Genomic DNA, 18,818 nt, shown 5'->3' on the forward strand with positions numbered 1-18,818 from the left:
GTCATTGCTCCCGAAGAGCGTGCGCGAAGCCGTTGGTGATTGGCGTCAGCAGGTAATCGAGGACCGAGCGCTCGCCGGTGATGATCATCGCCTCGACGGGCATGCCGGGAGACAGGTGGACCCAGGGCAGGGCGTCCAGCTCGGCTTGGTTCAAGCGCAGACGCGCGGTGTAGTGGCTGTTGCCGGCTTGGTCGGTCAGCCGGTCGGCAGACACGTCGATGACCTCCGCCAACACGGTTGGGGTCGTCCGCTGCTGGTAGGCGGTCAGCCGCACACGGGCTTTCAGGCCGGTGTGCACGCTGTCGATGTCCATGGGATTGACCTTGGTGTCGACGACCAGCGCATCCAGGCCCGGAACGATTTCCATCAGCGGTTCGCCACCACGGACCACACCGCCGGAGGTGAAGACCTGGAGGTTGACCACGACCCCATCCTGCGGCGCCGTGATGGCGGTCCGCCGGAGAACGTCTTGCTGGCCGCCGAGGCGCTGGGAGAGATCGGCCGCCTCCTTGTCGACGGCTTCCAGCTCGGCGGCGATGTCCTTCTGCCGCACGGCCTCGAGGTCGGTGATCTGCATGCTGATCGACGTCAGCCCCTCGCGGTTGCGCGCGACGCGCCCGCGCAGTTCCGCCATGCGCCCCTGCAGCTCGGCTTCGTTCCGCTCAAGGGCGAGAATCCTGGGCTTGGGCACCAGATCCTTCTTGAACAGCTTCTGGAGGTCCGCGATCTCCTCGACGGTTTTGGCGATCTGCTTCGTCGTCGCGGCGATCTGCTCCGTCGCCGCGGCGGTGTCGGCCTTGATGTCCATGAGCGCCTGCCGTTTGACCGCGATGGCGCTGATGTGCGCGGTGCGGCGCGCCTCGAAGGTCAAGACCTGAGCGTCGATGACGCGCTGGACCTCGGGGTCGTTCCGGTCCTTGAGCAGCGTCTGCGGAAAGTCCACGGCCGGACGGCCGGTCGCCTCGGCGTACAGGCGCGCCCGGCGGGCCAGCACCGCCCGATGCTGGCCAAGCGTCTGACCATAAGTCGCGCGGGCCTGGGTGTCGTCCAACTGGATCAGGAGATCGCCCGCCCGCACCCGGTCACCGTTGGCTGCGAGCAAGGCTTTGACGATCCCGCCTTCCAGGTGCTGGACCACCTTGCGGTGGCTTTCCACGGACACCACCCCCGGAGCAATCGCCGCGCTCTCCAGACGGAACAGGGCAGCCCAGCCGAAGAAGCCGCCGAATCCGAACAGGATCGTGGCGACCACCACCAGCACCGTGCGCCGCACGTCGGGTGCCGAACCGACCGGGTCCGGCCGGGATGGCGGCGAATACGGCGCCGCGAGCTGTTCGCGCGTCGACCCGAGCGTCAGGGGAGCGGAGTTCATCGGCTGCCCCCCGCCGCCATGTTGGCCGCGCCCGCCGGCTCGGGATGGGCGGCGACCGGCCGAGCCTTGACCGTCGCAATGGGTTTGCCGCTGAGGATCGCGCTGGCTTCGACCGGCGACACGACCCCTTCGATGAGTCCCTCCCGCATGACGACGACCTTGTCGACCGCGGCCAGAAGGCCGTGGTGATGGGTGACCACCACGACGGTGCAGCCGTCACGCTTGGCGTCGGTGATCGCCGCGATGAGAGCCTCCTCGCCCGCGACATCCAAGTTCGAATCCGGCTCGTCCAGAACGAGAAGGCTTGGGTTGCCGAACAGCGCGCGGGCCAGGGCGAGCCGTTGGCGCTGCCCGCCGGAGAGCAGATAACCGCTGCCGATCTCGGTATCGTAGCCGTGCGGAAGACGCCCGATCATCTCGTGGACGCGCGCCTTCTTGGCCGCGGCGACGACCGCCAGGGGGTCCGCCTCGCCCAGGCGGCCGATGTTCTCGCGCACGGTGCCGTCGAACAGGCCGACCGTCTGGGGCACATACCCGACATACGGACCGAAGTTGGCGCGGTTCCAGTGGTAGACGTCCTGCCCGTCCAGCCGGATGGCGCCGCCCGACGGCTTCCACACCCCGACCAGAAGGCGCGCCAGAGTCGATTTGCCGGCGGCCGAGGGGCCGATGACCCCCACGGCCTCGCCGGGGGCGATGAACAAGGAGATGCCCTTGAGCACGGCCCGGTTTTGACCGGGCGGTACGAACACCAGACGATCGATCTCGATGGCGCCGGTCGGGCGCGGCAACACCATGGTGGACCGCGCCGAGGCGGCCCCGTCCAGCAGGTCCCGCAGCCGGCGATAGGCCGCCTGCATGGTGCCCCAGCGCTGCCAGTCGCGGATTATATGATCGAAGGGCGCCAGCGCGCGGGCGACGAGGATGGATGCGGCGTACAAGCTGCCGGCCGAGGCCATCTGCTCGATGATCAGCACAACGCCGATGGCCATGATGCCGACCTGCATGGCCATCCGCACCATGCGGGTAAAGGCGCCGATGGCCGTCGCACGGCGCAGGCCGGATTCGGTGAGCGCGTTGGCGTGCTCCATGTCGCCAAGCCAGCGCGCGCTGATCGGCCCGGCCATGCCCATAGCGTCGATAACCTCGGCATAGCGCAGCGCGTTGCCCAGCCGCTCGGTCGCCCGGTTCGTCGCCGCCTCGGCCTCGGTGATCGCCTGCCGCGTCCCAAACTCGGTGATGACACCAAGGACGGTCATCACCACCGCGCAGGCGATCGCCGCGATGCCGTAGACCGGGTGCATGGCGAACAGAACCAGGAAGAACAGCGGCGACCACAGCAATTCGAAGACCGATGCCACCGTGTTGCCGCTGACGAACTGTTTCAGGTGGTTGATGTCGCGCAGTCCCTGGACGCCGCCATCACCGCGCAGGCTCTGCGCGATGATCGACTCGATGGCGTCGAGGCCAAGGCGCTGGCCGAGCCAGATGGCCAGCTTCTGCGACAGCCGCGTCTGGCAGTAGTCCAGAACGGCGTAGAGCACCAACCCGCCCAAGGCGACGACGGTCAGAGCCACCAGGGTGCTGATGCTGTAACTCGACAGCACCCGGTTGCCGATCTGCATCATGTAGAGCGGGACGATCAGCACGCCGACGCTGGAGAAGACGCTGATCAGGATGGCCAATCCAAGCCCCGGCAGGCAGCGCTGGAGCGCCTGGTCGAGCGGATTGGACGCGCGTGCGCTGGTCTTGGCCGTCATCGCACGGCTTCCCGACCGGCGCGGCGCGCCGTGATAGCGGTGATCGTCGCGTCCCAGCGCGCGTGATGCAGGCGACGGTTGTAGAGGCACGCGGGCGTGCGCTCATAGCCATTGTGCTGTGTGATGGACTGACGCTCCATATGGTACAGTTCGACGTCCGCGGCGTAGCGGCACGTCAGCCCGGCCGCGCGGACCTTGAGGCAGAAGTCGCTGTCTTCGTAGTCGCCGATGACATAGTCCTCGCTCAGCCCGCCCACCCGCTCGAAGGTGGCGCGACGGACCGCCAGACAGGCCCCGGTGACCGCCGGCACGGCGCGGCTGCGGCCGGCGGGGGCATAATCGCGCGGATAGCCCTTGTAATAGTGCCGGTTGTACCATTCCCCGTGATCGTCGCGCTCCCAATACAGGCCCGCGTGCTGGAGGGAGTCGTCGTCGAAGAGCAGCTTGGGGCCGACGGCGCCGACCGCGGGACGGTCCAGGTGGCGGTGCAGGCGGGCCAGCCAGGGGTCCGCCGACGCCAGGGGGATGACGTCCGAGTTGAGCAGCAGCACACGCTCACCGCGCGAGGCCGCGACGCCGCTGTTGATGGCGCCGGCAAACCCGATGTTCCGGCTGTGCACCACGACGCGCACGCTGACGCCGAAAGCCATGTGCAAGCCCCGCAGCAGCCGGTCCAACTCCTCGGCCTGCTCGGGCGAATCCAGAACGCAGACCAGCTCGACGCCGGCCAGCGCCGGGTTGAGGCCGAAGGCCGCCATCTGGTGCCGGAGAAAGCGGAGATTGCGGTAGAGCGGCACGATAACCGACCACGCCGGCCGGGTTGACGGCCGGCCGATGCTGTGGGTGGCGTCCACCCGCGCCCCGCGCAGATGTGCGGCCTGCAGCGCGCCGAGGGCGGGCATCAGCACGGCGTCCAGCAGGCCGGCCTTGCCGGGACCCGACAGCGCCTCCATCGGGACGGTGCGCAGGATGAGGTCGCGGCTTTCCGTGGCGGACAGAAATGGTTGCGGCGGAACGACTCGGATCGCGTGCCCGCCGTGCAGCCGCGCGGTGATCCCGATCTGGGTGCCGGTCCCTGGATCCCGCATCGGTTCGGAACGGCTGAGGAAGGCACGCCATCCCGGACGGGTGGGGTCGGCGCACACGTGCGGCGGCAGCGGCACGGTCGTGGCGAACGCGCTGGAGACCGTCAGGTCGGCGAGCATATCGAGCGGATCGCGCGTCCACCCTTTGGCGAACACGCTGCCATCGGGGAGCGGCAGCGCAAAATCGACACCGAAGCCGAACGGTCCGTCACCCGCCGGCTGTCGTGGATCCACAGCGCCGGCCGCGACCGGCCGGCGGTGAAGGCGCTCGGCGGCGAGCAGCACGCGCGCCGCATCCGGAGCCCGCGGCAGAAAGGGCTTGAAGGCGTTCAGCCAGTCACTCAACAGCGCCGGCCCGGCCGCACCCGTGGCCTGCACGAACGCGCCGAACTGGTCGGCGGGACGTGGCGCCGTCAAGCGGACCAAGCGCACCTCCCGATTTGCCGCAAAAACGGCGACGGCCAGCGCATCGGCCGTCACCGGACCGTCGAGCAGAACTTCCACGATGGTGGCGCCGCCGAGCTGCCGGACACGCGGTGCCCACGTCAGGCGGCGCACACGCGTGCGGCCAAGCAGCCACGCCGTTTGCGCCACACCCGGGGATGTCCAGGGCGCGTGCCAGACGCTGAGGTCGTTTCCCAGCGCAACGCCGTGCGCGGTCGTCTGACACGCCGCAGGAAGCTGCCGCGCCAAGGCCAGACAGGAGGCCGCAGAACCTCCAGGGCGTGCCGCCGCTTCAAACGCCGCTTGAAGACGGCGGTCCAGCGGGGTGGTATCCGAGACGGCGACGGTGGCAACGGCGTCGTCAGGCATGAAAGGGTCCTAAAAAGCGAGTCGGCGGAGCGAGGAGCCCCGCCGGCCCGAGCGCTATCAAACGATGCGGATGTACGTGTCGATGTTGGTGCGCAGCACGTCCTCGGTGACGCCCTGAAGGGTCACGGACGCACCCTGCCCCAGCGAGATCACCGCGTTGCCGGACGCGTCGTGCGAGATCAGCGACAGCAGATCGGACGGACGCGTGATCGCTAGATTGTTGATGTTCGACGCAACCTGGAGGACGTCGCCCGACTGGAAGTCGGTGATGACGTCGACGCCGCCGTCATTGTTGACGACGAAAACATCGTTGCCCGAACCGCCAGTCAGCGTGTCGTTGCCCTGGTCTCCAGACAGCGTGTCGTTGCCGGGATCACCAGACAGCTTGTCGTCGCCGCGGCCACCGAACAGCGAGTCGTCGCCCACGCCGCCGAACAGCGTGTCGTTGCCCACGTTGCCGAGCAGGACGTCGTTGCCCATGTTGCCGAGCAGGACGTCATTGCCGTCTTCGCCGACCAGCCAATCGTTGCCGTTTTCGCCATAAACCCAGTCGTTGTCCCGGCCGGCATGGGCAAGATCGTTGCCGTCGCCACCGTGAATCGTGTCGTCGCCACGGTTGCCGTAGAAGACGTCGTCGCCTTCGGTCGACCAGATCGAGTCGTTGCCGTCGCCGCCCTGGATGGTGTCGTCGCCGAGGCCGCCGCCGACCGTATCGTTCCCCGTGCCGCCGTCGACGTAGTCGTTGCCTTCACCGCCCGTGAGGACGTCGTTGCCCGCGCCGCCGTCGAGGTAGTCGGAGCCGGCCCCGCCCAGCACGCTGTCGCCGCCAGCGCCACCCACGATGGTATCGGCGCCGGCGCCGCCCAGAACGTTGCTGTTTTCACCCGTGACGACGAGCAATGCGGCGTTGGTGTGGGACAGATCAACGACGACGTTGTTCGAGGTCACGTTGACGACGTGATCCGAGGACGACGGCTGAACATTGGTGCCCGACAGGACCCGCGCGTTGCTTTCGCTCAACCCAAGCCGATCAAGGGTTGAGGAAATAATATCCGAAGCATGCTGGCTGATGTTGGTGTGTGCAGATGCGTCGAATAAGCCGCCAGGAATCGTTGCCATCGATCTTTTCCCTGTATGTCTTAACCCGAATCCACCACCGCTGACTCGAGGGGAGACAGGATGTGATCCACCTATGGACGCCGAAATCGGCCAAAAGTTCTGAAAAGATTAATACCTAAGGCGCGAATAAGCGAGCAAGCGTATAAAGCGGCGGATGATTGAATAAAATTTTATCTGTCCTTGGTTTGTTTCGTATTGAAGGCTTGCGTGCGACAATCGGCCACAGGGTCGCGGGTCAACTGGTAAGACCAGAAGACCTATCCAGCACGGTCGACCACAGTCTCCATCAAGGACCCAAACACACCCTCTCGTCCGGCCACGGTGTTCACCCAACAGCGGGGCGGACAAGACCCGCAGGCGATCTCTTTCGAATGTTAGATGACGCGGGCGGGATGCAACGCTGCGGACGCGCGCACAAGGGAGCCGCCTCGTAGTTTTCTTGTCAAAACGCCTCCTGAAGCCCGTCACTGCCGATATCAGGCGGACTCCGCTGTGGCCACAGCACATCGTCGAGGCTCTTTTTCGACCGCGGAATCCCCCGAACGGAACGGACTTTCCGCCTATAGGGTCGCTGGCTCGACGTCTTTGGCAATCACCGACGGGCAACAGGACGACGCTGGAGTTACAACACCATCAACACCCAGCAAAAACGGAGTGCTCATACACAACCAGCCATCACGCCTTAATGAACGTAGAGAACATCACGACTTGACCGCAAGAATGGAGAAGCATCCCACCCCAACGTCGCGTACGAGACACCGATGGAATACCAAGACATCGTGTATCCAGAAGGGTGGCATTGGCCAAAGCCGACGCTGACCTATAGCATCGACCCCGCCCTCTCATCGTGGACCCCGTCTATCGACGGAGCGCTGGAGCGCTGGGGCTTGGTCTGCGGCCTCGAGTTTGTCAGGGCGGCATCATACGAGGATGCCGATATCCAATTCTCCACGTTGAGTGCCGTGCACGCACCGCCGGACGCCAGGGCATGGTCGCTGTTCTGGGGTCAGGACGACGCCCCGGTGATCACGAAAGGATTCGTCGGCCTGCCATCGGCGCCTCCGGCGGATGCCCCTTGGATGGTGCTGCACGAGATCGGGCACGTCCTGGGGCTTTCGCATCCCCATCAGGAGGCCCTCGGGCTGGCTGGCGACCAGTCGCTCACCGTGATGAGCTACACACCGGACCCGGCAGGAACGCTCGCCGACCGACCGGCGCCGCTCGACGTGACCGCCATGCAGACGCTCTATGGACCGGATCGGGTCGTGTCGGCGGAAGGTCTCGGTGAGGGCGGACCGGGGTACGATCTGATTCGCGGCAGCGCGAGCGCCGACACCCTGTCCGGGTACGGTGGTGATGACACGGTTGTCGGCGGCCCGGGCGCCGACGTTTTGTTCGGTGGCGCGGGAGCCGACACGCTGTACGGCGGGCGTGACGATGACCGCCTGTTTGGAAATCAAGACGGGGACGTTCTGTTCGGCGATTCCGGCAACGACACGTTGCATGGTGGCCGGGGCGACGATTGGATCAACGGCGGCGAGGGCGATGACTGGCTGTTCGGCGACGCCGGCACGGACACGCTCATCGGAGGCGCCGGGGCCGACCGCTTCGCCTTGACACCCGGCAGCGGATTCAACCGCGTGATAGACTTCTGCGCGACGGACGGAGACCGCATCGCGCTACCGCCAGGAGCCACGTACGCCGTCCTCAGCACCGTCCAGGGCGAGGCGGTGATCGTTGTCAATGGCGATCTGCTGCAACTCGATAACGTCGCCGCAGCCTCGGTGACACCGAGTTGGTTCGTCTGATCCGTCGCGTGGAGTCCGCTGCCTAGTGGGTCATTTGGCACGCTGATCGCCATTGCTGGATGACGGTTGGGTGCGGCCTGGGAAGCGGGCGTCGGGTGCAGGCGCCCGACCCGCCCAGAGCATGCTGACGCTGACGGCTGCGCTGGCGACGGAGGCACCATCGGCCGCCCCAGACGAAGGGCGTTGGCGCGGCATTCCATCCCTGCGCGGCGGCTTCCAAATCCGCGATGATCTCGCCGACCGTGGTCGGATGCTGCCCGGCGAGGCCGCGGTGTTTGAGGATGCGCTGGACGGACTCGGTCATGTTCAGCCAGGAGCCGCCCAGCGGGGTATAGAGCGGCATGATGCCGTGGTCGAACAGCCAGCACACAAAGCTCGGCGTCTTGTGCCCGGCGAGAGTGTCGAGCACCAGCAGCATGCGCCGCGGCGGCAACGCGGCCCGCAGCGTGATGCGCTCGGCCAAGCCCTCCTGCCAGCGCTCCCAGCTGGCGCGGGTCTCCTGGGCACCGGCCGGTGCCGGTGGGGCGGCGGGCCGCGTCGCCACGATCGCCGCCAATTCCGCCTGCAACCAGCCATGAAGCACCGCATTGCGGCATGAGGTGACGCCCTTGACGCGCACCGTTCCGCTCGCCGGATGGAACAGCGTCAGCAGCTTGGCTGTCCCGTTGCGCACGTGCTCGTGGGGGTAGCGGGCCGGGTGCCCGGCCGGGCACCACTGCTGGCCTGGGTAGGGGATGGTCTGGAACGGACCGGCTTCGTCCGCGCCCCACACCGTCAGCCCGAGCCGCTCGCCCTGGGTGTAGGCGGCCTCGATCAGCTTTTTTTCGGCTCGGCGTCGGGATCGCTCACCGCGACGGTGCCGGACTTGCGTTTGCGCAGCACCCGGCCGCTGGTGCACCAACTGCGGTCGCGCCGCCACGTCAGTCCAGCGTCGTGCAGGACCCGCCAGATGGTGAAAGCAGGCCATCCGGCGCCCGCCTCAGGGCGCGCTGCAGCGTGGTGAGCGACCAAGTCGCCGTCCCATCCGCCACGCGATCGGGGAGGCGCTTGGCTTCGACCAGGATCAACTCGCGTTGCGCGCTGGCGTAGACAACCGGCGGCCCACCGCCATGCCGCGCCTCCAGGGCCGCTAGCCCGTCATGATTGAAGCGCGTGACGAGGTGAGCCACGGCATCGCCCGAGCGGCGCCCCGCCGCCTGGGCGGCGGCAGTATAAGACTGCCCCGCGGCCACGGCGAGCAACGCCTTGGCGCGGGCAACGTGGGCGGCCGGTTCGGAGTGCGAGCGGCTGATACGGGTGAGCCACCCGCGCTCTTCGGCCGCGAGCGGGCGCAGTGGATCAAGCTGACGACGGGACATGAGACCCTCCCAGGCGGGATCTGGTCATCTCCAACAGCCCCCAGATCACTATGTGACGCGGCCAACCAGAATGGCCATTACCGCGGCAAGTGACCCACTAGACCAACGCCCCGAGTTTCGGAGTCGCAGCGCGCCCGCGGGGCCGATCAGCTCGAAAGTGGCAGAGGGTTCCTGGGCACAGAACCGATTCGCGCCGCAACTAAGCGGCGAAAAGGGCCGCTCCGTAAACGGACTTGCGCCGATACACAAACCCGATACACACTGGCTCTGGACGCCGTTCCCGACGCCGGCTGACAGTGGCCAAATCCTGGCCGATAGATATATGGCGGAGGGAGAGGGATTCGAACCCTCGATACCCTTTTGAGGTATACACACTTTCCAGGCGTGCGCCTTCGACCACTCGGCCACCCCTCCGCAGAGGACGGGGTTATAACCATCCCCACGGCACTTCGCAAGCCCCTGAAAAACGGATTAGACGGGAACCTCTCCCACCAGTTCACCAACCGTGCGGCACAGCAGCGCGATGTCCTCATCGCGCGACAGGCGGTGATCGCCGTCCTTCACCAAAGTCACCCGCACATCCGCCGAGGTCAGCGCCTCGGCCAGCCGCAGGCTGGTCTGCCAGGGCACGTCGGCGTCGGCCATGCCGTGCAGCAACCTCACCGGGCCGGCAAAGCGGATCGCTTCGCGCAGCAGCAAGTGCCGCCGCCCCTCCTCGATCAGTGCCAGCGTCACCGGCTTGGGATCGTCGAAGTATTGCGACGGACGGTACCACGCGCCGTCGCCCAACAGAGTGGCGCGCGCCTCCGCGGTCAGCGCGTCCCAGATCAGGTCCTCGGTGAAATCGGGGGCCGCCGCCACGCAGGCCAGGGCAGTCACCCGCTCCGGCCGCTTCAGCGCCGCCAGCAGCGCGATCCACCCGCCCATGGACGAGCCGACGACGATCTGCGGCCCCCGCGTCACATGGTCCAGCACCGCCAGGGCGTCCTCGGCCCAGGTGCCGACGGTGCCGTCCTCGAACCGGCCGCTCGACGCGCCGTGCCCCTGATAGTCGAAGCGCGTATAGGCCAAGCCCCGCGATGTGGCCCAGGCCTCCAGCGCCACCGCCTTGGTTCCGGTCATGTCGGACATGAAGCCGCCGCAGAACAGGATTCCCGGCCCGCCGCCGGGGTCCCGCGCGGGAGTATAGCGATAGGCTATGGTGGCGTCCCCGCGGGCTAGGCTATGGTGCCCGCCCGCCGGGGCGGCAGCGTGTCCGGTCATCGCATCACCCGCGTCGTCTTCGACTTGCGTTATTGGGCATCGGCATGGATCTGGATCAGCACCTTACCACCGGCGGCCAGCCGGGCAACCCGGCTGCGGATACGAAAGCAACCTTCCGCACGACTGGACGGCGCCCGCCCGTGGTGTTGCAGGTGCTGCCCAATCTGGTGACCGGCGGCGCCGAGCGCGGCTGCATCGACGTGGCGCTGGCGCTGGCGGAGGCCGGGGCGACGCCGCTGGTGGCGTCCGAGGGCGGGCCGATGGTGCGCGAATTGGACCGCGCCGGCGTCACCCACATCACCCTGCCGCTGAAGAGCAAGAACCCGCTGGTCATCCGCAAGAACGCCGCGCGGCTGGAGGCGATCATCCGCGAGCACGGCGTCGACATCGTGCACGCCCGCTCGCGCGCCCCGGCCTGGAGCGCCTGGATGGCGGCAAAGCGCACCGGCGTGCCCTACATGACCACCTTCCACGCCCCCTACAATTTCTCCAACGGGCTGAAGCGCTGGTACAATTCGGTGATGGCGCGCGGCCAGCGGATCATCGCCATCTCCGGCTTTATCCGCGACCACATCCTGGCGAGCTATCCGGTCGATCCGGCGGTCATCCGCATCGTCCACCGCGGCATCGACCCGACGGTCTTCACGCCCGAGCGCGTCAACTCGGCGCGGATGATCCAGCTCGCCACCCAGTGGCGGTTGCCCGACGACCGGCCGGTGATCCTGCTGCCGGGGCGGCTGACCCGCTGGAAGGGCCAGACGGTGATGATCGACGCGCTGGCGAAGCTCGGCCGCAAGGACGTGGTGTGCCTGCTGGTCGGGTCCGACCAGGGCCGCACCGGCTATCGACAGGAGTTGGAGGAGCGCGCGCGCCGCGCCGGACTGGCCGGCGTGGTGCACATCACCGACCATTGCAGCGACATGGCCGCCGCCTACATGCTGTCGACCGTCGTGGTCTCCGCGTCGCGCGAGCCGGAGGCGTTCGGCCGCGTCATCGTCGAGGCGCAGGCCATGGGCAAGCCGGTGATCGTCACCGCCATCGGCGCCTACCAGGAAACGGTGATCCCCGGCGAAACGGCCTGGGTCGTGCCGCCGGACGACGCCGACGCGCTGGCCAAGGCGTTGGACGAGGCGCTGTCCATGACGCCCGAGCAGCGCGAGGCCATCGGCGCCCACGCCCAGGCCTTCGTCGCCGAGCGCTACACCAAGCAGCGCATGTGCGCCGACACGCTGGCGGTCTATGCCGAGCTGCTGAAGGCGTAGGACCGCCGCCGGGCTCTATCCATCCGACCTATACAACCCGGTCAAGATGTCACAGGGGGGGCGTTGCTGCGTCTGCTTGTCCCTTATCTTGCCCTCACGCATGCTTGCCTCTCCATGGGAAAGTCGCACCAAGATCGGCGCGACACGAAACCGCTGCCGGCCAGGATGGCGGACTCATATATAGGGGGAAGACGGCTGATGGGCGCGCTGAAGAACTTTCCCATCTCGCGCAAGTTCGGCATGGTGGTGCTCGTCCTTGCCTTGGTTTCCGTGGTCATCGCCACGCTGGGTGTGCAGGCGATGCGCACCTACGACGGCCACGTGGCGGCGATCACCAGCGCGTCGGCCCGCGCGATGCTGGGCGAGCGGATGAACGGGCTGACGCTGGCCGTGGTGATGGACTCGCGCGGCATCTACATGTCGAAAGACGCCAAGGAGGCCGAGAAGTTCGCCCCGGCGCTGCTGAAGAACCTCGCCGTCATGGATCGCATGATGCAGGAGTGGACGGCCATCGCCGCCACCGCCACGCCCGCCGAGCGAGCGCGCAACGCCGACATCGCCGCCAAAGTGCGCGAGTTCGTCACCTTCCGCTCCGAGCTGGTCCGCCTTGGACGGGAGGTTTCCACCGCGGCCGCCCGCACCTATGGCGACAACGACGCCAACCGCGCCAACCGGCAGGCGCTCAACACGCTGCTCCAGCAGCAGGCGGAAGCCGACAACGCGGAGATCGCCCGCCTCAACCGCGAGATCGCCGACTTCCAGCACACCATGAAGCTGCTGATGATCGGCGCACCGGTCATCGGCATCCCGCTCGCCATGCTGCTGTCGAGCTTCGTGGCGATCAGCCTGATCGTCACCCCGATCCGGCGCATGACGCAGGCCATGAAGGATCTCGCGGCGGGAAATCCGGGCGCCGCCATTCCCGCGGCCGAAGGCACCGATGAGATCGGCGAGATGGCCCGCGCGCTGCACGTCTTCAAGGACAGCATGGACCAGGCCCGCGACCTCGCCCGCGACCAGCAGCGCGCCGCCGAGGAGCGTCTGGCCCGCTCGCGCGCCATCGAGGATCTGGCCGGCCGCTTCGACCGCGAGATCAGCGGCGTGCTGGCGACGGTGTCGGCCTCGGCCGAGCGGATGACGCGCACCGCGCACGGCATGACCACCATCGCCCAGGACGCCAGCGCCAAGGCCGGCGACGTGGCGAGCGCGTCGGAACAGGCATCGGCCAACGTCCAGGCGGTCGCCACCGCCACCGAGGAGCTGACCAGCTCCATCTCCGAGATCGGCCGGCAGGTCGCCACCTCGACCGAGATCACCCGGCAGGCGGTCGGCGAGGCGGAACGCGCCGACCAGCAGGTGCGCGGCCTGACCGACGCCGCCGAGAAGATCGGCGAGGTGGTCGAGCTGATCAACTCCATCGCCTCGCAGACCAACCTGCTGGCCCTGAACGCCACCATCGAGGCGGCGCGGGCCGGCGAGCACGGCAAGGGCTTCGCGGTCGTGGCCTCGGAGGTGAAGGGCCTCGCCACCCAGACCGCCAAGGCCACCGAGGACATCGCCGATCAGATCGCCGGCATCCAGCGGGTGTCGACCGAGACGGCGACGGCGATCCGCGCCATCAGCGGCGTGATCAACCGCATCGACGGCATCGCCACCACCATCGCCTCGGCCATCGAGGAGCAGGGGGCGGCGACCGGCGAGATCGCCCGCAACATCCAGCAGGCCGCCCAGGGCACCGAGCGGGTGACCACCACCATCGGCGGCGTCAACGCCGCCGCCCGCCAGACCGACAGCGCGGCGCGCGACGTGCTGGACGCGGCCTCCGGCCTGTCCACCCAGGCCGATTCGCTGCGCACGCTGGTGCACGGCTTCCTGGAGAGTGTGAAGGTGGCGTGACGTGCTGGCGGCGATTCGCCGCCGTACGCCTTGACTTGACCGGTCAGCCCTTTAGAGTTCCGCGTCCCGGCAACCGCCGGGAATGCCACGAACAACTGAGCGAACGGTGATACCGGTGACGTCCAGCATTGCCATCACGCTGCCCGACGGCAGTGTGCGAGAGTTCGACCGGCCGGTGACGGGGGCGGAGATCGCCGCCTCCATCGGCGCGCGTCTGGCCAAGGATGCCCTTGCCGTCAAGATCGACGGCCAAGTGACGGACCTCACCACCACCATCACCAAGAACGTCCGGATCGAGATCGTCACGCGCAGCCACCCGGATGCGCTGGAGGTGATCCGCCACGACGCCGCCCACGTGCTGGCCGAGGCCGTGCAGGAGCTGTACCCCGGCACGCAGGTGACGATCGGCCCGTCGATCGCCAACGGCTTCTACTACGACTTCGCCCGCGACGAGCCGTTCACGCCCGAGGATCTGGTGAAGATCGAGGCGAAGATGCGCGAGATCGTCCAGCGCGACGCGCCCCTGGTGCGCGAGGAATGGACGCGCGATGACGCCGTCGCCTACTTCAAGAAACTGGGCGAAAACTACAAGGCCGAGCTGATCGAGGCGATCCCCACCGATCAGGCGATCAGCGTCTACCGCCAGGGCGACTGGCTCGACCTCTGCCGCGGGCCGCACGCGCCGTCGACGGGCAAGGTCGGCACCGCCTTCAAGCTGATGAAGGTGGCCGGCGCCTATTGGCGCGGCGACAGCCGCAACGCCATGCTCCAGCGCATCTACGGCACGGCGTGGCGCGATGAGAAGGAGCTGAAGGCCTACCTGACCCAGCTCGAGGAGGCCGAAAAGCGCGACCACCGCCGCCTCGGCAAGGAGATGGACCTCTTCCACGTGCAGGAGGAGGCGGTCGGCTCGGTGTTCTGGCACCCCAAGGGCTGGACGCTGTACCGGACGATCGAGACCTACATCCGCACCAAGCTGGATCAGGCCGGCTACGTCGAGGTGAAGACGCCGCAGCTCATCGACAGCTCGCTGTTCAAGGCGTCCGGCCACTGGGACATGTACGGCGACAACATGTTCAAGGTCGAGGCGGACGAGGGCAAGAAGCAGCTCGGCGTCAAGCCGATGAACTGCCCCGGCCACACCCAGATCTTCAAGAACGCGCTGCGCTCCTACCGCGACCTGCCGATCCGCATGGCCGAGTTCGGCTCGTGCCACCGCAACGAGCCGTCGGGCGCGCTGCACGGCATCATGCGCGTGCGCGCCTTCACCCAGGACGACGCGCACATCTTCTGCACCGAGGATCAGGTGCCGACCGAGGCGGCGGAGTATTTCAAGCTCCAGCTCGGCGTCTACAAGGACCTGGGCTTCGACGACATCAGCGTGAAGCTGGCGCTGCGCCCTGATGTCCGCACGGGGTCCGACGATTTGTGGGACCGCGCCGAGGAGGGGCTGCGCACGGCGCTGCGCTCGGCCGGGCTGGAGTTCGAGGAACTGCCGGGCGAGGGCGCGTTCTATGGCCCGAAGGTGGAGTTCCACCTGACCGACGCCATCGGCCGGACCTGGCAGTGCGGCACGCTGCAGTACGACCCGAACCTGCCGGAGCGGTTGGACATCCACTACATCGGCGAGGATGGCGCGAAGCACCGGCCGATCATGCTGCACCGGGCGATCCTCGGCTCGCTGGAGCGCTTCATCGGCATGCTGATCGAGCATTACGCCGGCAAGTTCCCGTTGTGGCTGGCGCCGGTGCAGGCGGTGGTGACCACCATCACCAACGAAGCCGACGAGTACGCCACCGAGGTGCACAAGATCCTCAAGGCACGGGGCATCCGGGCCGAGCTGGACGTGCGCAACGAGAAGATCAACCTTAAGGTCCGCGAGCACAGCCTTCAGAAGGTGCCGGTCATGGTCGTCGTCGGCCGCCGCGAGGCGGAAGAGCGCAAGGTGGCGATGCGCTACCTCGGCGGCAAGGACCAGGAGGTCCTTACCCTCGATGACGCGGTGGCCAAGCTGGCGGAGGAGACGCGGTCTCCGGCCGGGGAACGCGGCTTCGATTCCGCGTTCTAACCCATGCCCTCCCCCAGCCCCGCTGGGGGAGGGAGGGACCCACGAAGTGGGAGGGTGGGGGCTACGGCTTCTCGGGGCAGCCAATGCCCCCTCCTAACACGGCAGCCCGCAAGTCGGGCGACCGCGCTCCGCCTACGATCGCCTTCGGCGCTCTTTGCCTGCGGCACCGGCTCCACGCCCCCAGCGGGGCTGGGGGAGGGACATAGCACCCCGCCCCACCACCCTATGAAATTAGGTGGTATCGCATTGTAGCCCCCCACCAGCGTCACGACGTGAGCGGCGTCTTTCGCCATGACGACGCCGATGCCCCGCCCAGCTTTTCTCCGCAAGACGGCCGCACTCCTCGCCCTCGTCACCCCGCTGTTCTTCGCCAGCGCGGCCTCGGCGGTGGAACTGTTCGGCGAGACTTTCAAATCCCCGGTCGAGATTGCCCGCTTCAACCGCGGCGACGGCGTGCGCTTCCTCGACCGGCAGGGCCGCTTTCTCGGTTCGGTCGGCGAGAACTACGGCGAACTGGTGCCCATGGAGGCGATGCCGCGGCACCTGCTTCAGGCGCTGATCGCCAAGGAGGACCGGCGCTTCTTCGAGCATGACGGGCTGGATTATTTCGGTCTGGCGCGCGCGCTGTCGGTGGCGGTGACCTCCGGCCGCTTCAGCCAGGGCGGCAGCACGCTCACCCAGCAGACCATGAAGAACATCTTCTTCAAGGACTACGGCCGCTGGCAGCGCAAGGTGCAGGAGATCGTCAGCGCCCAGGACTTCGAGGAGAAGGTCGGCAAGCGCACCGTGCTTTACCTGTACCTGAACCGCGTCTATTTCGGCTTCGGCGCCTACGGCGTCGATGCGGCGTCCAAGCTCTATTTCGGTCACCCGGCGACGCAGTTGACGCTCAAGGAGTCGGCGTCGCTGATCGGTTCGTTGACGGCGCCGTCGCGGCTCAACCCGTTCGCCGACCGCGAACGCAACGCGGAGAAGGCGGCCATCGTCCTCGACGCCATGGCCGACGCCGGCTTCATCACCGCCAAACAGGCCACCGCCGCAAAGCGTCAGCCCCTGGATCTCGCCGAGAACAACAAGCTGGGCGCACGGACGGCCGGCCATTTCCGCGAGACCGCCAACGCGCGCTTCCGCCGTTTCCAGGCCGCCCGCTTCAGCGGGGATGAGGATCCCGGACCGACCTTCACCGTGCGCACCACACTGGACCGCGACCTCCAGGCCGCCGCCGTGCGCAGCCTGGAGCGCGCCGCCGAACGCAACGCCAAGCGCCTGGGCGCCGCCGAATACGCGCTGGTGGCGCTGAACGACCAGGGCGACGTGCTGGCGATGGTGGGCGGGCGCGATGCCGCGGCGCAGCGCGACCACTTCAACCGGGCGCTCCAGGCGCGCCGGCAGCCGGGTTCGGCGTTCAAGCTGTTCGTCTTCCTGGCGGCTCTGGAGCGCGGCCTGACGCCGGACAGTTTGATCGGCGGCGGTCCCCTCGCCTTCTCGGATGGGCGCAGCATCCGCAATTTCGACGACGAATACCCGGAGCGGCTGACGCTGCGCCAGGCGCTGGCGCACTCGGTCAACACCGCGTCGGCGCGGCTCACCCAGGGGCACGTGGACGAGGTGGTGGCGATGGCCCGGCGCCTGGGCGTCGAGACGCCGCTGGACGCCAACCTCGGCCTGGCGCTCGGCAACGCGGAAACGACGCTGCTGCAACTCACCCAGGCCTACGCCATGGTCGGCAACGGCGGCAGCAAGGTCGAGGCGCACGCCTTCCAGCGCATCAACGACCCGCGTGGGCGCGAGGTCTACGCCCATGCCGGCCCGCCCGCCGAGCGCGTGCTGGACGCCCGCATCGCCGCGGCGATGAAGGGCATGCTGGCGGAGGCGGTCGCCACCGGCACCGGACGCGGCGCCTATGTGAAAGGGGCGGCGGGCAAGACCGGCACCACCAACGACTACCGCGACGCGTGGTTCGTCGGCTTCGCCAACGGCATGACGGTGGGCGTGTGGGTCGGCAACGACGACAACACCCCCATGAAGGGCGTCAGCGGCGGCTCGGTCCCCGCCGAGGTATGGCGGGGCTTCATGCAGGACGCGGCGAAGCTGCGCAAGGCGGGGTGAGCGTCAGCACCCCCGTCAACGCCCTCTGGCGGCCTCGCCCAGCAGCGTGGCGCTGACGTAGCCCAGCGTGCGGCCCCTGCGGGCGACGCGGTACCACGTGCCGCTGACGGCGGTGACGGTCACCGTCTCGCCTTCCTCCAGCACGTCGAGCACCGTGGCGTTGCAGGCCGGCGACTTGCGGATGTTGGCGTCGGCCAGCGCGCGGGCGGCCGAGCCCTCGGCGATGGGCGCGCCGCGCCTGCTCGGGAAATCCGGCGGCAGCGCGCAGCCGTCGGCGGATCTCCCGCCCGGCGCGCGGTCGAGCAGGAATTTGGAGGACACCCAGCCCAGCGCCTTGCCATTGCGGGCGACGCGCACCCAGCCGTCCTCGGCCTCGCCGGGCACCAGCTCCACCGCGGCGCCCGGCTCCAGCGCGTCCAGCACCTTGCCGCCGAGGCCGGGCGTGGCGCGGATGTAGACGTCGTCCTTGGCGTACACCGTGCGCGGCCCGGCCTTCTTCTCGGAAGCCTTTTTCTCGGGCGCCGGGACCGGTTTCGGGGCCTCGGCGACGGCCGGCTTCGGCTTGGCGGGGGGCGGAACGACGATGGGTGGAACGGCGGCGGGCGGGACAGCCGGCGACGCAACGGCCGGCGACGCAACGGCCGCCGGCGGTGCCGCGGCCGGCGGTTCGCCGGGGACGGACACCGGCGACAGCGGGACCGGCGCCACGGGCAGCGGCAGCAGCACGGCCAGCCCGGCGGGCGCGTTCCCCTTCGGCTCGGTGTGGACCGGCGTCGCCTTGGGCAGCACGGCGGTGGGCGGCGGGCGCGGGGTCAACCGGTCCGGCTGGGTTTGCGCCTGGGCCAGCGCGCCGACCGGCGCCGCGGCCAGCACCAGACCAAGAAGGGTGGCCGACCGGCGCATCG

Annotated in this window: 13 protein-coding genes and 1 tRNA gene; 5 read left to right on the forward strand and 9 right to left on the reverse strand. The window is 68.2% G+C overall.

What is annotated here, in order from left to right; translation table 11 throughout:
- Position 1: 1 nt before the first annotated feature.
- From ACSVDD_RS27835 to ACSVDD_RS27850, 4 genes are read right to left on the reverse strand one after another with little or no spacing between them, the layout of a single operon-like run.
- Positions 2-1,372 (reverse strand): HlyD family type I secretion periplasmic adaptor subunit, encoded by a 1,371-nt coding sequence (locus ACSVDD_RS27835; protein WP_448192684.1) that lies wholly within the window; start codon positions 1,370-1,372, stop codon positions 2-4.
- Positions 1,369-3,132: a type I secretion system permease/ATPase gene (locus ACSVDD_RS27840; RefSeq protein WP_448192685.1), complete on the reverse strand. Its 1,764-nt coding sequence runs from the start codon at positions 3,130-3,132 to the stop codon at positions 1,369-1,371. The genes ACSVDD_RS27835 and ACSVDD_RS27840 overlap by 4 nt, the downstream gene beginning before the upstream one ends.
- Positions 3,129-5,030, reverse strand: a complete 1,902-nt coding sequence (locus tag ACSVDD_RS27845; RefSeq protein WP_448192686.1) for a glycosyltransferase — start codon at positions 5,028-5,030, stop codon at positions 3,129-3,131. The genes ACSVDD_RS27840 and ACSVDD_RS27845 overlap by 4 nt, the downstream gene beginning before the upstream one ends.
- A 57-nt stretch (positions 5,031-5,087) precedes the next feature.
- Positions 5,088-6,149, reverse strand: coding sequence for a calcium-binding protein (locus ACSVDD_RS27850; protein WP_448192687.1), 1,062 nt, complete (start codon positions 6,147-6,149; stop codon positions 5,088-5,090).
- A 761-nt stretch (positions 6,150-6,910) separates the two neighbouring features.
- On the opposite strand from ACSVDD_RS27850, the gene ACSVDD_RS27855 reads away from it, so the two are divergent.
- The gene (locus tag ACSVDD_RS27855) at positions 6,911-7,957 is read left to right on the forward strand and encodes a hypothetical protein (RefSeq protein ID WP_448192688.1); all 1,047 of its coding nucleotides are present in this window, start codon (positions 6,911-6,913) and stop codon (positions 7,955-7,957) included.
- A gap of 22 nt (positions 7,958-7,979) precedes the next feature.
- Here the strand turns inward: ACSVDD_RS27855 and ACSVDD_RS27860 are convergent, their stop codons facing one another.
- From ACSVDD_RS27860 to ACSVDD_RS27875, 4 genes are all read right to left on the reverse strand, one after another.
- Positions 7,980-8,876 carry a transposase gene (locus ACSVDD_RS27860; RefSeq protein WP_448192689.1) on the reverse strand — a complete coding sequence of 299 codons (897 nt, stop codon included), beginning with the start codon at positions 8,874-8,876 and terminating at the stop codon, positions 7,980-7,982.
- Between the two features lies 1 nt (position 8,877).
- Positions 8,878-9,315 (reverse strand): helix-turn-helix domain-containing protein, encoded by a 438-nt coding sequence (locus ACSVDD_RS27865; RefSeq protein ID WP_448192690.1) that lies wholly within the window; start codon positions 9,313-9,315, stop codon positions 8,878-8,880.
- A gap of 323 nt (positions 9,316-9,638) precedes the next feature.
- Positions 9,639-9,729 (reverse strand) — tRNA-Ser (locus ACSVDD_RS27870).
- A gap of 57 nt (positions 9,730-9,786) precedes the next feature.
- Positions 9,787-10,446, reverse strand: a complete 660-nt coding sequence (locus ACSVDD_RS27875; RefSeq protein WP_448192691.1) for an alpha/beta hydrolase — start codon at positions 10,444-10,446, stop codon at positions 9,787-9,789.
- Between the two features lie 176 nt (positions 10,447-10,622).
- On the opposite strand from ACSVDD_RS27875, the gene ACSVDD_RS27880 reads away from it, so the two are divergent.
- The 4 genes from ACSVDD_RS27880 to ACSVDD_RS27895 all read left to right on the forward strand — a co-directional run bounded on the left by ACSVDD_RS27880 (position 10,623) and on the right by ACSVDD_RS27895 (position 17,913).
- Complete coding sequence (locus ACSVDD_RS27880) at positions 10,623-11,840, forward strand: glycosyltransferase family 4 protein (RefSeq protein WP_448192692.1); 1,218 nt, start codon at positions 10,623-10,625, stop codon at positions 11,838-11,840.
- A gap of 198 nt (positions 11,841-12,038) precedes the next feature.
- The gene (locus tag ACSVDD_RS27885; RefSeq protein WP_448192693.1) at positions 12,039-13,736 is read left to right on the forward strand and encodes a methyl-accepting chemotaxis protein; all 1,698 of its coding nucleotides are present in this window, start codon (positions 12,039-12,041) and stop codon (positions 13,734-13,736) included.
- Between the two features lie 82 nt (positions 13,737-13,818).
- Positions 13,819-15,804, forward strand: coding sequence for a threonine--tRNA ligase (thrS, locus tag ACSVDD_RS27890; RefSeq protein ID WP_448192694.1), 1,986 nt, complete (start codon positions 13,819-13,821; stop codon positions 15,802-15,804).
- A gap of 303 nt (positions 15,805-16,107) precedes the next feature.
- The gene (locus ACSVDD_RS27895; protein ID WP_448192695.1) at positions 16,108-17,913 is read left to right on the forward strand and encodes a transglycosylase domain-containing protein; all 1,806 of its coding nucleotides are present in this window, start codon (positions 16,108-16,110) and stop codon (positions 17,911-17,913) included.
- A 15-nt stretch (positions 17,914-17,928) separates the two neighbouring features.
- Here ACSVDD_RS27895 and ACSVDD_RS27900 read toward each other — a convergent pair whose 3' ends face one another.
- Complete coding sequence (locus ACSVDD_RS27900) at positions 17,929-18,816, reverse strand: SH3 domain-containing protein (RefSeq protein ID WP_448192696.1); 888 nt, start codon at positions 18,814-18,816, stop codon at positions 17,929-17,931.
- Positions 18,817-18,818: the final 2 nt, after the last annotated feature.

It is taken from the genome of Azospirillum terrae, assembly GCF_053470425.1.